Below are 13808 nucleotides of genomic sequence, written 5' to 3' on the forward strand. Positions count from 1 at the left end.
TTTACGCGGCCTCTCCTGCTACGCCTGCCATCAACAGGCCCAGTTCTTTCTCATCCGTCTCGGCGGGCAGGCGTTCGCCCATGATATGTCCGTCAAACATCACTGCGATCCGGTCGGACAGCGAGAAGATCTCTTCCAGCTCAACCGAAACCAGCAGGATCGCCTTGCCCTGATCGCGCAGGGCGACGATCTGTTTGTGAATGAACTCGATCGCCCCGATATCGACGCCGCGTGTGGGCTGACCGACCAGCAGCAGGTCGGGGTTGCGTTCAATCTCGCGCGCGACGACGATTTTTTGCTGGTTCCCGCCCGAGAAGTTCTTGGCCGCCAGCCAGCCGTCCGGCGGACGCACGTCGAATTTTTCAATCTTGCGCTCGGTGTCGGCGCGCAGGGCGGCGTTATCCATGAAGATGCCACGCTGATAGGCCGGGTCGCGGTGATAGCCGAAAGCCACGTTCTCCCACGCGTGGAAATCCATGATCAGGCCTTCGCGCTGACGATCTTCGGGCACATGGGCCACGCCTTGCGCCCGTCGCGCCTGACCATCCGAGCCCGTACCGCTGAGCGCCAGAGGTTCGCCATTCAGCTTGATGGAGCCTTGCCCCGGGCGCATCCCGCCCAGAACCTCAAGCAATTCCGATTGGCCATTGCCAGCGACACCGGCGATCCCAACGATTTCACCGGCGCGCACGGTCAGGTCGATGCCTTTAACACGCTCGACACCAGCGCTGTCGGTGACGCGCAGATTTTTGATTTCGAGAACAGGTTTGCCGGGCTGCGCCGGAACCTTGTCGACCTGCAGCAGAACCTTGCGGCCCACCATCAACTCGGCCAGCTCTTGCGGATTGGTTTCCGAGGTCTTCACGGTGGCCGTCATCTGCCCGCGCCGCATGACCGAGACGGTGTCTGTGGCCTCCATAATCTCGCGCAGTTTATGGGTGATCAGGATGATCGTTTTGCCCTCGGCCCGCAGACGGTCGAGAATGCGGAACAGTTGATCGGCCTCGGCAGGGGTCAGCACGCCTGTGGGTTCGTCCAGAATCAGAATCTCGGCGCGGCGGTACAGCGCCTTGAGAATCTCGACACGCTGTTGCATCCCCACGCCGATCTCATCGATGCGTTTGTCGGGGTCCACGAACAATTCGTATTCTTCTTCCAGTTCTTTCAACTCTTTCCGCGCCTTGGCCAAAGACGGGGCCAGCAGCCCGCCATCCTCGGCGCCCAGAACGATGTTTTCCAGAACGGTAAAGTTCTCAACCAGCTTGAAATGCTGGAACACCATCCCGATTCCTGCAGCAATCGCCGCCTGGCTATCGGGGATGTCGGTCTTGGTTCCGTTTATCCAGATCTCACCTTTGTCGGCTTTGTAGAAGCCGTAAAGAATGCTCATCAGCGTGGATTTGCCCGCACCGTTTTCACCGATGATCCCGTGGATCGTACCGGGGGCGACGCTGATCGAGATGTCCTTGTTGGCCTGAACCGGCCCAAAGGCTTTGGAAATCCCTTTGAGCTCAATGGCGGGGACGGTCATGTCTTGTCCTCAATTGCCGAAGGGGCCGCGTTTGCGCAAAGCGGCAGGATGGAAAACGGGGCAGAGTCAGCCTCTGCCCCGAAAGATATCAGAACTGCAGTGCAGGGCAGCTGTCGTTCTCGTAATAGGCGACGACGTTGATGTTGCCGTCGATGATGCCTTTGCGCGCGTCCTCAACAGCGTCCGCCATCTGCGCCGAGACCAGTTCTTTGTTGTTGTCGTCCATCGCGACGCCAACACCGTCTTCGGCCAGACCCATGGTGAACACACCGGTTTCAACGTTGTCACCGGCCTCCATCGCGTCATAGACGGCAACGTCCACACGCTTGAGCATCGAGGTCAGGACCTTGCCCGGGTGCAGGTGGTTCTGGTTGCTGTCCACGCCGATCGACAGGATGCCTTCGTCGGCAGCGGTTTGCAGAACACCTACGCCGGTGCCGCCAGCCGCAGCATAGATCACGTCAGCGCCCTGGCTGATCTGCGCTTTGGTCAGCTCTGACCCCTTCACCGGATCATTCCACGCAGCCGGCGTTGTGCCGGTCATGTTGGCGACAATCTCGATATCAGGGTTCACGGCCTTGGCGCCTTGCGCGTAGCCGCAGCCAAAGTGACGGATCAGCGGGATGTCCATGCCGCCGATGAACCCAACGGTGCCGGATTGCGACGCCATCGCAGCCATCATGCCGACGAGGTACGAACCTTCGTGCTCGGCAAAGCCGATCTGACGAATGTTCGGCGCGTCCAGCCAGTTGACGTCAATCGCAACGAACTTGGTGTCCGGATAGTCGCCTGCAACAGCCGACAGCGGATCAGCCATGGCAAAGCCCATTGTGATGATCGGGTTTGCTCCGGCTTCGGCGAAACGGCGCAGAGCCTGTTCACGCTGAGCTTCGGATTGCAATTCGATCTCGCGATAGGTGCCGCCGGTTTTGTTGGCCCAGCGCTGCGCGCCATTGTGGGCAGCTTCGTTGAACGATTTGTCGAATTTACCGCCAAGGTCAAAGATCAGGGCCGGTTCTGCCAGCGCAGCACCCGCAGTCAAAGCGACGGCGGCGGCAGCGCCCATCAAAGATTTCATCAGCGTCATGTGTTACTCCCGTTTGTTATAGTTGGTCTCGGGCAAATATAGCCCCGAATACCCACTCAGAGCGAGCATATCTGTTGTGATGGCGGGAATTAAGAGCGTTTGCAACATCAATGGTCAATACATTTTTGACCATATGGTCTAGAACCTTGGGTCAGAGTCTGGCCAAGTTGCGATTCATGACGATAGCATCCATGTTTTCGGCATTCTCGCGCAGGTAGTACTGCTTGCGAATCGTGCAAGCGACATAGCCGCAGCTTTCATAAAGCGAGATCGCCGGGTGATTGTCGGTCGCGACATCCAGAACAGCCTGCGTCGCGCCCAATTCGCGCGCAGAATCGTGCCATTCGTTCATGAGCGCACGGGCCAGGCCCTGTCTTTGAAACCGGGGATGCGTGGCAATGGTCAACAGTTCAGCCGAGTCGGCGATCACCTGAAACACGGCAAATGCCTGAGCCGTACCAACAAAATGCGTGAAGCGGTTGGTCAGAAGATCGGTGAACTCCTCTGCCGTCCAGGGCCGAGACTGCGTGAAAGCCGCAGCGTGCGTGGATGCCATGTCCGCAGGCGTCATGCGTCCAGCAGCGCGGGCGGGACATCCCTGGATGGGGCTGCATCCGCGGCTTTGACATAAAGCGGTGCAGGGGAGGGCACGTTTGTGTCCCAACGTGCGGCGGCAATCCGGGCAATCGCTTGCGCATGTTCCTTGGGGTCGGTGCAGAAATAAAGCGCACCGATCGCTTCGGCCTCGTCCCGCGTCATCAGACGGGCCGGTGTGTCGCTCGTTTCAATGTAGACCTGATCCCGCGGTCCGGGAATGGCGGGAATATTTGTCCCGGGCGCCAGCATGGCGAGCGCCTCAAACCCGGTGACACCCACGGCTGGCGCATTGAGCCCTAGCGCCAGACCGCGCGCTGCCGAGACCGAAATGCGGATGCCGGTAAAATTGCCGGGGCCCACGCCGACGCCAATCGCGTCAAGATCGCCCCATGTCAGATCGGCTTCGGCCAGAACGTCTTGAAGCAGAGGCATTAGGCGTTCCGCCTGGCCTCGGCTCATGGCTTCGGCGCGAGAGGCGACGATCTGGCCCCCATGCAGCAAAGCGGCCGCGCAATGCGCGGCCGATGTGTCAAATGCCAGTATGGTTGGGTCAGACGGCAACCGGGCGCACCTCGGTCACTTCGGGGATATAGTGGCGCAGCAGGTTTTCGATGCCCATCTTCAACGTCAGTGTGGATGACGGGCACCCTGCGCAGGCCCCTTGCATGTGCAGATACACGACACCGCGGTCGAACCCGTGGAAGGTAATATCCCCGCCATCTTGCGCAACGGCAGGGCGCACACGGCTGTCCAGCAGGTCCTTGATCTGGTTGACCACTTCTGCGTCTTCGCCGGTATGTTCGGCATGACCAGATGCGGTTTCAGCACCTGCGCCCATGACCGGCTGACCGGATTGATAATGCTCCATCACCGCGCCCAGAATCGCTGGCTTGATGTGATCCCACTGCACGTCCTCGGATTTGGTGACCGTGACGAAGTCGTTGCCGAAAAACACACCGGTCACGCCTTTGACGCCGAAAACACGTTTGGCCAGCGGCGATTTTTCCGCGGCTTCCGCAGTCGGAAAATCGGCTGTTCCGGCCTCCAGCACCGTTTGTCCGGGCAGGAATTTCAAAGTGGCCGGATTCGGGGTGGATTCGGTTTGGATAAACATGATGCGGCTCCGATTTTGATGTCCCTGATATGCGCCTCGGGGTGCGGGAAGTCAAGAATTGGAACCGTTCTAAATTCGCGAGGCCTCAAAAATGGCCGCATCCAGGCGGTCATCCCCCCAAAACAGCTCGTCTTGGACCACAAAGCTGGGCGCGCCAAAGATACCGATGGCCTTGGCGCGGGCAACCTGTTCGAACAAGGCCGCTTTGATGTCACCGTCCTGCGTTCGGCCCAGTGTCTCGGGTGCAAGCTCCGCCGCATCGAGGCAACGGGTCAGGCAATCGTCGTCTGAAATATCGCGCCCTTCACCGAATTGGGCAGCGAACACGGCCCGCGCAAAGGCAGCGCGTTGTTCGGGTGCCTCGATCGCCATGGCCAGGCGAGCGGCTTTCAGGCTGTTTACCGGAAAGGTCTGGGGCCGTTTCAAAGGCAGGCCGCGGGCTTCGCAAAGACGTTCCATATCGCGCCACATATACCGCCCTTTGGCCGGGTAGATGTTGAACGGAGAGTTGTTCCAGCCTTGTTCGGCAAAGATCGGACCCAGCAGGAACGGTTGCCACGAGACAGCCACGCCTTTCGCGGCGGCGTCCTGTTCCACACGCATGGCGGACAGGTACGAATAGGTTGAGGCGAAATCGAACCAGAACTGAATTTCGGCACGCATCCAACCGACCTCAGGTGATGACTTCCAGTTTTTCCTTGCTCAGATCACCAGGCACAATGGTGATCGGGATCGGAAGGCTGCCCGAGTTGCGCGTCAGCTGAGTGACCAGCGGCCCAGGCCCCTTTTTGTCGGTCCCGGCGCCCAGAACCAACACGCCAATCTCGGGATCGGCCTGCACGTGGGCGATGATCTCGGGCACGGGGTCACCTTCGCGGATGGACAGCTCGGGCTCGACATTTTGTTTGTCGCGCATCCATTTGGCAAAAACTTCGAAATGGGCGTGGATACGTTCGCGTGCTTCCTCGCGCATCACCTCGGCGACACCGATCCAATGGTTGAATTCATCCGGCGGGATCACGGACAGAACCGTCACGCCTCCGCCGGTATGCGCGGCGCGCATTGCGGCAAAGCGCATTGCGTTCAGGCATTCGCGGCTATCATCAAGTACCACCAGGAACTTGCGCATGTCTGTCCTCATTCATTTTTGTGGATCATGCCTTAGACGCTGAACCGAGGCAACCGAAAGGCTGGGCTATCGCGCGCTCGCGGCCCAGTCCCAGTACATTTCCCGCGCGCGGCGCGCAATCGGGCCGACCTGATACTGCGTGTCTTCCAAGGCGGTCACGGGGGTGATCTTGCTCATGTTGCCGGTCATGAACACCTCGTCTGCGTTGTGAAAATCATCAAAGCTCAGAACGGTTTCATGTACGGTCACACCGTCAGCGCGCAGGTTTTCGATATGGCGTGCACGCGTGATCCCGGCCAGGAAGGTCCCGTTCGGGATCGGGGTGAACACCTCGCCATCCCGGACCATAAAGATATTGGCCGTCGCGGTCTCGGCGACGTGACCCATGGCGTCGGCCACCAGCGCATTGCCAAAGCCCCTTTGGCGCACTTCCTGCAACATGCGGGCATTGTTGGGGTAGAGACACCCTGCCTTGGCGTTGACAACAGCGGATTCCAGGACCGGGCGGCGGAAGCGGGTGGTGGCAAGCGTCGTCGAAGCGGTTTCCGGGGCCATCGGAATTTCTTCCAGACAAACGGCAAACCCGGTGCTGTTTTCCTGCGGAACGATTGCGGTCTGGTCCCCGTCGATGCCCCAATACATCGGACGGATGTAAACTGCCGCATCGGGACTGAATGTGCTCAACCCCTCGTGCACGATGTCGACCATCTGTTCGACCGTCACGGTAGGGGTCAGCATCAGTGCCTCGGCCGAGCGATTCACACGGGCGCAATGGGCGTCAAGATCGGGTGTCAGCCCGTCAAAATGGCGCGCGCCGTCAAACACGGATGACCCCAACCATGAGCCATGGTCAGCCGCGCGCATGATCGGTTGATCCGCGTCATGCCACTGACCTTCGAAATACGTGCGAATGTTCTTGCCAACAGCCATCTTGCCCTCCCGGATTTGCGCCAAACCTAGGAGGGCATTGCGTTAACGTCCAGCGCAATCAGCCCGATTTTGCGCCGACCATGCCGATGATGTCGTAGGTCTTTTGCAAAATTGGAGCAGCAATGGCCCGCGCCTTTTCTGCGCCATCTGCCAGAATCCGCTCAATTTCGGCTTCTTCATTCATCAGGCGCGCCATCTCGGACGAAATCGGCGACAGTTTGGATACAGCCAGTTCAGCCAGCATGGGTTTGAACTCGCCAAACTGCTTGCCACCGACTTCGGCCAACACCTGATCGGCCGTTTGATCGCTCAGCGCGGCATAGATGCTGACCAGGTTGCGCGCCTCGGGGCGTTCGGACAGGCCATCCACATCCGAGGGCAGGGCATCCGGGTCGGTCTTTGCCTTGCGGATTTTCTTGGCGATCGTGTCGGCATCGTCGGTCATGTTGATCCGCGTCATGTCAGATGGATCCGAGGATGACATCTTGCGCGAGCCGTCGCGCAGGTTCATCACACGCGGCGCGGGGCCCCCGATCACCGGTTCGGTGACGGGAAAGAAATCGACGCCGTAGTCGTGATTGAATTTGATCGCGATGTCGCGGGTCAGTTCCAAATGCTGTTTTTGGTCCTCTCCCACCGGCACATGGGTGGCGTGATAGGCCAGAATATCCGCCGCCATCAGCGCCGGATAGGCAAAGAGCCCCAACGAGGCGTTCTGCGCATTCTTGCCCGCCTTGTCCTTGAACTGAGTCATCCGCTGCATCCAGCCCATGCGGGCGATGCAGTTGAAAATCCAGGCCAGTTGAGTGTGCTCGGCCACCTGACTTTGGTTGAACAGGATCGACTTGTTCGGATCCAGTCCCGCAGCGATGAACCCGGCGCAAACCTCGCGCGTCTTTTCACGCAGGCGGGCGGGGTCTTGCCAGACGGTGATCGCGTGCAGGTCGACCATGCAATAGACGGTCTCGTAATCCTGCCCCTGCATGTCAACAAAACGCTTAAGCGCACCCAGGTAATTCCCAAGGTGCAGGTTTCCCGAAGGCTGGATGCCGGAAAACACGCGCGGCGTGAACTGGGTCTCGGTCATCAAAGGGAACTCCCGTCTGGAAAAATCAGCCCTCGTCGCTTACCCATGAGGCCAAGGGACGTCAACAGCCGCGAAAGGCCCGCCCAATGAGCAGTGAGCATTATACCCCACCCGTGAACCCTTTGCCGCCCGTTGTGGTCGCGCTGGTGCTGTTCATCATGGGGATCGAGCTGGCCTTTACACTTGGTTCACGAGGGCTGATCGGCGGGCCGACGGCTGTCGGTTGGCGGCTGGACGCGTTGCAGCGTTATTCCTTCTCGCCCGACATATTCGATTGGATGATGCAGAACGGACGCTGGCCGGTTGAACATGTGATGCGTTTCTTCACCTATCCCTTTGTCTCGGGGGCGTTTACCCAGGCCATTTTTGTCAGCGTGTTTCTTCTGGCGATGGGCAAGATGGTGGGTGAGGTTTTCGGCGGCTTTCGAATGCTGATCACCTTTGTCCTCTCCGGCGTTGGCGGGGCCCTGGTCTATGCGCTGTTGCTGAACCCCGCTTACCCTTTGGTGGGCGGGTTCCCACCGGTCTATGGCCTGATCGGCGCGTTCACCTGGCTTTTGTGGCGCAACCTGTCTTTGGTCGGGGAAAACCAGGCGCGGGCCTTTAACCTGATCGCAGTGCTGATGGGCATTCAGTTGCTGTTTGGCCTGCTGTTTGGCGGCACATTGGACTGGGTTGCCGATCTGGGCGGGTTTGCAACGGGGTTTGGCCTGTCATTCCTTCTGGCGCCCGGCGCATGGGCGCGGATCGTCAGCCGTATTCGACGCGACTGATCAGCCGCGCCGAAGGGCCTTGCGGAATTCCGATAGCTCAAACGCGCGCAGCAGGTGGCCAAGGCCGAAATAGGTGACCGCCGCCATCACGATCAGGGCGATCAGAGCGAGATAGCGCAAGCCCGCCGTTTCAAATGCCCCGCCAAACAGATTGACCGCCGCAAACAAGACGAGTCCCATGCCCAGAGACGCGGCGCAAATCCGCCAGATGCGGCGTTTGAAGCGGGTATCAAATCGGGCTTCCTCACCCATCCTGCGCGCCCCGAGGGCCAGCAAAGCCACCATCGCCCAACCCGCAACCGAAGCGGCAATGGCTGGTGCGATCCAGCCCACCAGCGGGAACAGACCAAACGCCAGCGCGGCATTCACGACCATCGCGAATAGGGCATAGTGAAAGGGCGACCGCGTATCCTCGCGCGCGAAGAACAAGGGTTGCAGAAGTTTTTGCAACATAAAGGCAGGCAGCCCCAGACCATAGATCATCACGGCCAAAGCGGTCGCCGAGGTATCTTCGGCAGTGAACTGACCGCGCTGGAAGAGAACCGAAACCAGAGGGTTAGGGATCACAACCAGCGCGACGGTCGAGGGGATCGTCAGCAGCAGCGTAAATTCTCCTGCACGCGAAAACGCGTTGCGCGCGCCGTCCTTGTCGCCTGCGCGCAGACGGCGTGACAGGTCGGGCAGCAGGACAATGCCCACGGCGATACCGACCACACCAAGCGGCAGTTGGTACAGGCGATCGGCTGCAAATAGCCAGCTGACGGCTTTCTCGGTTTTCGACGCCACCAGCTGACCCACCACCAGATTGACCTGAGTGACCCCCATCGCCAACGCTGCCGGAACCGCCACACGGACCATGTTGCGCATCTCGGGGCTCAGGCTGGGTCGTCCGGGGCGAATGCGAATGCCCGCCCGCTCGGTCGCGTACCAAACCAGCGCAAGCTGCGCCACGCCTGCCAATGGGATGAAGGTAATCAACCAGCGGATCACTTCCCCGCCGGACATGGCGCCAAGGATCAGGGCGGTGCAGGCGAAGATGTTCAGCAATACCGGCGCGGCGGCTGCCGCAGCAAAGCGCCCGGTCGCATTCAGGACGCCCGAAAACAGCGCTGCCAGCGACATGAACAGAATGTAGGGGAACAGGACATAGCCATAGTCGACCGCCAGATCGAACCGCTCGCCGCCATAAAACCCCTCGGCCGTGATCCAGACCAATCCAGGCATGAACACCATCGCCAGGCCAACCAGAGCCAGCACGGCGACGGCGAGCAAGTTGAACGCATCCTGGGCAAAGCCCTGCGCATTCTCATCAGCTTCGAGCCGTTTCGAGAACATCGGCACGAAGGCCGCGTTGAATGCGCCCTCGGCAAAAAAGCGGCGGAACATGTTGGGCAGGCGAAAGGCGGCCACAAAGGCATCCATGACAGGCCCGGGGCCGATGTAAGCCGCCAGCAGGATCTCTCGCAAAAACCCCAGGATGCGGCTTGCGAGTGTCCAGAAACCGACGGTGAAAAAGCCGGAAAACAGACGGATCTGCTTCATGAAACCGCGCGCTCCGCGCCTTCGGTGATGGCTTTGCGCAGTTTGGTTTCCAATCCCCGCTGTTTACTGTCCGAATGGTATTTCAGACCAAACATATCCTTGACGTAAAAGGTGTCGACCACCTGCTCGCCATAGGTCGCGATCACCGCATTGGCGATATACACATTTGCCGCCGCAAGCGTTCTGGTCAGATCGTACAGCAGACCGGGCCGGTCGCGGGTATCGACCTCAATGATCGTGTAAATCTCGGACCCTTCATTGTCGAAGGTGATATGGGTGGGCACGTTGAAGGCCCGTTCGCGCTTTTTGATCTTGTCGCGCGATTTGAGCGCGTCGCGGGCCACCACTTCGCCCTTGAGCGTTTTGTGGATCATCTGCGTGAGCCGTTGCAGCCGACTGGATTCAAACGGGTGCCCTTCGGCATCCTGAATCCAGAACGCATCCGTCACATAGCCATCCTTGGTCGTATAGCTGCGCGCATCCACGACGTTTGCCCCAACCAGGGCCAGCGCTCCAGCGATGCGGGCAAAGATGCCGGGGTGATCGGCCATGGCAAAGCACGCCCGGGTGGCGTCCCGATCCACATCCGGATGCAGACGGATTTCCACGCCGCCAGGATCACCGCTGTCCTCAAGCGCGCGCAGCATCTCGGCAAATTCCACATGGGTCGACAGGTTCAACCCTTGCCAATAGGGATCGTAATGCCGCCCCGTCTCGGTCTTGAGATCTGCTTTGGACCAATCCGCAAGCTCAGCCCGCAGTGCCTTTTTCGCGCCCGCGCCGCGATTGGCCCGGCTGAGGTCTTCCATACCGGTTTCCAACGCGCGTTTGGTTTCGGCATGCAACGCCCGCAACAATGTGGCTTTCCAATTGTTCCACGTGTCCGGCCCAACCCCGCGAATATCGCAGACGGTCAGGACGGTCAGCAAATCAAGCCGCTTGGTCGTTTCAACGGCCTTGGCAAAATCGCGGATTGTGCGCGGGTCCGAGATATCGCGCTTTTGCGCCATATCCGACATCAGCAGATGGTAACGAACCAGCCATTCTACTGTCTCGGAATCCGCCTTGTTCAGCCCTAGCCGGGGGGCGACCCTGCGCGCGATCTGTGCCCCCAGAATCGAGTGATCTTCGGGTCGACCCTTGGCAATGTCGTGCAGCAAAAGCGCGACATAGAGAACCTTGCGATTGATCCCTCTTTTCAGAATGGACGAGGCCAGCGGCAGAGATTCCACAAGCTCTTCACGTTCAATCTGCGCCAGGTTTACGATGCATTGGATCGTATGCTCATCCACCGTGTAGCTGTGATACATGTTGAACTGCATCATCGCGACGATGTGCTCGAACTCGGGCAAAAAGGCAGAAAGAACGCCCAACTCATTCATCCGGCGCAGGGCACGTTCAGGGTTGCCGTGTTTGAGCATCAGGTCGAGGAAAATGCGCCGCGCCTCTTTGTCATTGCGCATCTCGTCGTCGATCAGGTTCAGATTGGCCGCAACCAGGCGCATCGCGTCGGGATGGATCAACATCCCGGTTCGCAACCCCTCTTCGAACAGGCGCAGCATGTTCAGCTTGTCCGACAGGAAGGTATCGGGGTCGGCCACATCCAGACGGCCATGCACCACGGAATAGCCGGGCTTGACCTTGGGGCGGCGGCGGAAAATACGCTCCAGCAGCGGCGCGCCTTTGACGTGGGATGCTTCCAGCTTGGTCAGGAAAATGCGGGTGAGCTCTCCTACACGTGTGGCTTCGCGGAAATACCGCTGCATGAACACTTCGACCGCACGACGTCCGGCGCGATCCTCATAGCCCATACGCTCGGCAACCTCGACCTGCAGGTCGAAGGTCAGCTGTTCTGTCGCGCGCCCGGTGACCAGATGCAGATGAGAGCGCACGGCCCAGAGGAAATCCTCGGCCTCGGCGAATTTCTGAAACTCTTCGTCGGTGAACAGGCCCAGAGGCACAAGTTCATCGACCTCGTGAACGCCGTAGATATATTTCGCAATCCAGTAGAGCGATTGCAGATCGCGCAACCCGCCTTTGCCTTCCTTGACGTTCGGCTCGACCATATACCGCTGGCCCTGTTTCAGGTGGCGCGCTTCGCGTTCCTGCAGCTTGGCCTCGATGAATTCGCGCTCGCTGCCCTTGAAAAGATCAGCTTTGAGGCGTTGTTCCAGCTCATCCGCCAGTGTCTGGTCCCCTGCCAGATAACGCTGTTCCAGCATCGCGGTGCGGATGGTGAAGTCATCGGCACCCAATCGAAGGCAGTCTTTGATGGTGCGGGAAGAATGGCCAACCTTCAGGCGCAGGTCCCAAAGGATATAAAGCATCGATTCGATGACGCTTTCGGCCCAGGCGGTGATCTTGTAAGGCGTCAGAAACAGCAGGTCGACATCCGAGAACGGGGCCATTTCCCCGCGCCCGTATCCGCCCACCGCAAGGACGGCGATCTTTTCGCCCTGGGTCGGGGTGGCAAGCGGGTGCAGATCTTCGCTGGCAACCCGCATGGCTGTACCAACCAATTGATCGGTCAGATAGGTGTAGGACCGCGTCAACGGGCGCGCGGCAAAGGGCCGTTCGGCGAACGCATCGGCAATCGCGGCACGGCCGGCCTTTTGCGCATCCCGCAAAATACGGACCGTTTCAGCACGCTTGGCGCTGTTGTCTTTTGCGTCTCTCACAGCTTTTGACAGGTCGGTATTTACACGTTCGCTGTCAAAAACCTTATGCGCATCGCAGATCAGGTCAGCCTCTTCCGCTGCGCGCGTGGCCGGTCGATCAGAATCCAGCACCAGAGAAGTTTTGTGGGGCAGGGTCAATCACAACCACCTGTTTATTCTGGATCGTGGCAACCGCCAGACCGCGTTCATTTGTACCGTCCGAGCGCAGGCGGAAGATGCCGCCGACGCCCTGGAACCCGGCGTTTTGCGTCAGGGCAGCTCCGGTCAGGGCGTTTGATTTGCCTTGGCTGACCAGCGCGCCGATTGCTGCGATCCCGTCATAGGCCAGCCCGCTGATCGGGTGTGGGGCCTCTCCGTAGGTGTTGTTGTACCGCTGGCGGTAGGCTTGTGCTTTGGCCGGGTCGGGCAGCGCGAACCAGCCGCCTTGTACCCCCGGCAGCTCCAGCGTCTGCGCCGGGATATCCCAGCGTGTCAGGCCGATATACTGCGTGGTCGAGGGCGACAAACCCGCCTCGGGCAGAAGTTGCGAAAACAAAGGCAGCGCGCCTGCGGTGGTGGCCGTCAGAAAAATCGAATCCGCACCCGTCGAATCGACAGTGGACTTGATCGTTGGGACAGAGTTGATGACGCCCTGCTGCGACCGGTCGAAAGCGACCGAGCCCGAGTCGAAGACACGGCTGTTGCTGAGCGCGCTGGCAATGGCCGATTGGCCCAATTGCCCGGCGGCATCGGTGCTGTGTACCGTGACCATGCCGTTTTTGCCCTGTTGCCCGGCATAGCTGACAAGGCGATTGGCAGTGTTGTCAAAGGTCGGACCCAGCACAAAGACATTGCCACCCGCGATGCTGGTGTTGTTCGAGAAAGACAGGACATTGACGTTGTTGTTCAGCACGGCCAGCCCAGCCGCGTTTGCGGCCTGGGCATAAACCGGACCCAGGATGATCTTGGCGCCATCTGCAACGGCTTGTTGCGCGGCCGCGGCAGCTGTGCCTGCATTGCCCGCGGTGTCATAAACCCGAAGGTCGATCGTCACATTGGGCAGATCCGACATCGCGAGACGGGCGGCATTTTCCAGGCTGGTCGCCAACGCCGCGTCACCGGACTGGCCCGATCCGCTGGGCACAAGCAGGGCAACGGGAACCGGTTCCGAGGCATTGATCGATGGCCCGCCCGCATTTGGAACGGTATCGCACGCGGTCAGAAACGCGACGGTGGCCAGGGCAATGGCGGTCTTCGCCAGTTTGCGGGTGGGCTTGCAAACGCTGAACATCTAATTGAAAACTCCCTGATCCATCGGCCTTGGATACCGTTATCTGTTGCGCCGCGATAATAAACGTCAC

Annotated in this window: 13 protein-coding genes; 1 reads left to right on the forward strand and 12 read right to left on the reverse strand. The window is 59.7% G+C overall.

Annotated elements, in window-relative coordinates; all coding sequences use genetic code 11:
* Position 1: 1 nt before the first annotated feature.
* The 9 genes from ACR0AG_RS15405 to trpS all read right to left on the reverse strand — a co-directional run bounded on the left by ACR0AG_RS15405 (position 2) and on the right by trpS (position 7475).
* Positions 2 to 1531 (reverse strand): ABC transporter ATP-binding protein, encoded by a 1530-nt coding sequence (locus ACR0AG_RS15405; RefSeq protein WP_480840450.1) that lies wholly within the window; start codon positions 1529 to 1531, stop codon positions 2 to 4.
* 88 nt (positions 1532 to 1619) lie between these two features.
* On the reverse strand, positions 1620 to 2618 hold the full coding sequence (locus ACR0AG_RS15410) for a BMP family lipoprotein (protein ID WP_480840452.1): 999 nt from the start codon (positions 2616 to 2618) through the stop codon (positions 1620 to 1622).
* A 151-nt stretch (positions 2619 to 2769) separates the two neighbouring features.
* Positions 2770 to 3174 (reverse strand): GNAT family N-acetyltransferase, encoded by a 405-nt coding sequence (locus tag ACR0AG_RS15415; RefSeq protein WP_480840454.1) that lies wholly within the window; start codon positions 3172 to 3174, stop codon positions 2770 to 2772.
* An 11-nt stretch (positions 3175 to 3185) separates the two neighbouring features.
* Positions 3186 to 3776: a tRNA (adenosine(37)-N6)-threonylcarbamoyltransferase complex dimerization subunit type 1 TsaB gene (tsaB, locus tag ACR0AG_RS15420; protein WP_480840456.1), complete on the reverse strand. Its 591-nt coding sequence runs from the start codon at positions 3774 to 3776 to the stop codon at positions 3186 to 3188.
* Positions 3766 to 4329 (reverse strand): NifU family protein, encoded by a 564-nt coding sequence (locus ACR0AG_RS15425; RefSeq protein ID WP_480840458.1) that lies wholly within the window; start codon positions 4327 to 4329, stop codon positions 3766 to 3768. Before ACR0AG_RS15425 ends, tsaB begins: the two co-directional genes overlap by 11 nt.
* A 69-nt stretch (positions 4330 to 4398) precedes the next feature.
* Complete coding sequence (locus ACR0AG_RS15430) at positions 4399 to 4992, reverse strand: DsbA family protein (protein WP_480840460.1); 594 nt, start codon at positions 4990 to 4992, stop codon at positions 4399 to 4401.
* A 10-nt stretch (positions 4993 to 5002) separates the two neighbouring features.
* The gene (locus ACR0AG_RS15435; protein WP_480840462.1) at positions 5003 to 5458 is read right to left on the reverse strand and encodes a universal stress protein; all 456 of its coding nucleotides are present in this window, start codon (positions 5456 to 5458) and stop codon (positions 5003 to 5005) included.
* 66 nt (positions 5459 to 5524) lie between these two features.
* Positions 5525 to 6388: a branched-chain amino acid aminotransferase gene (locus tag ACR0AG_RS15440; RefSeq protein WP_480840464.1), complete on the reverse strand. Its 864-nt coding sequence runs from the start codon at positions 6386 to 6388 to the stop codon at positions 5525 to 5527.
* 58 nt (positions 6389 to 6446) lie between these two features.
* Positions 6447 to 7475: a tryptophan--tRNA ligase gene (gene trpS, locus ACR0AG_RS15445; protein ID WP_480840466.1), complete on the reverse strand. Its 1029-nt coding sequence runs from the start codon at positions 7473 to 7475 to the stop codon at positions 6447 to 6449.
* Between the two features lie 86 nt (positions 7476 to 7561).
* Here trpS and ACR0AG_RS15450 point away from each other — a divergent pair, with 86 nt between their 5' ends.
* Positions 7562 to 8248 (forward strand): rhomboid family intramembrane serine protease, encoded by a 687-nt coding sequence (locus ACR0AG_RS15450; RefSeq protein ID WP_480840468.1) that lies wholly within the window; start codon positions 7562 to 7564, stop codon positions 8246 to 8248.
* Here ACR0AG_RS15450 and murJ read toward each other — a convergent pair whose 3' ends face one another.
* From murJ to ACR0AG_RS15465, 3 genes are read right to left on the reverse strand one after another with little or no spacing between them, the layout of a single operon-like run.
* Complete coding sequence (murJ, locus tag ACR0AG_RS15455) at positions 8249 to 9790, reverse strand: murein biosynthesis integral membrane protein MurJ (RefSeq protein ID WP_480840470.1); 1542 nt, start codon at positions 9788 to 9790, stop codon at positions 8249 to 8251. It lies immediately after the preceding gene.
* Complete coding sequence (locus ACR0AG_RS15460) at positions 9787 to 12606, reverse strand: [protein-PII] uridylyltransferase (RefSeq protein ID WP_480840472.1); 2820 nt, start codon at positions 12604 to 12606, stop codon at positions 9787 to 9789. The genes murJ and ACR0AG_RS15460 overlap by 4 nt, the downstream gene beginning before the upstream one ends.
* Positions 12566 to 13738 (reverse strand): penicillin-binding protein activator, encoded by a 1173-nt coding sequence (locus tag ACR0AG_RS15465; protein WP_480840474.1) that lies wholly within the window; start codon positions 13736 to 13738, stop codon positions 12566 to 12568. The genes ACR0AG_RS15460 and ACR0AG_RS15465 overlap by 41 nt, the downstream gene beginning before the upstream one ends.
* Positions 13739 to 13808 lie beyond the last annotated feature (70 nt).

Source organism: Ruegeria sp. H6, assembly GCF_056532975.1.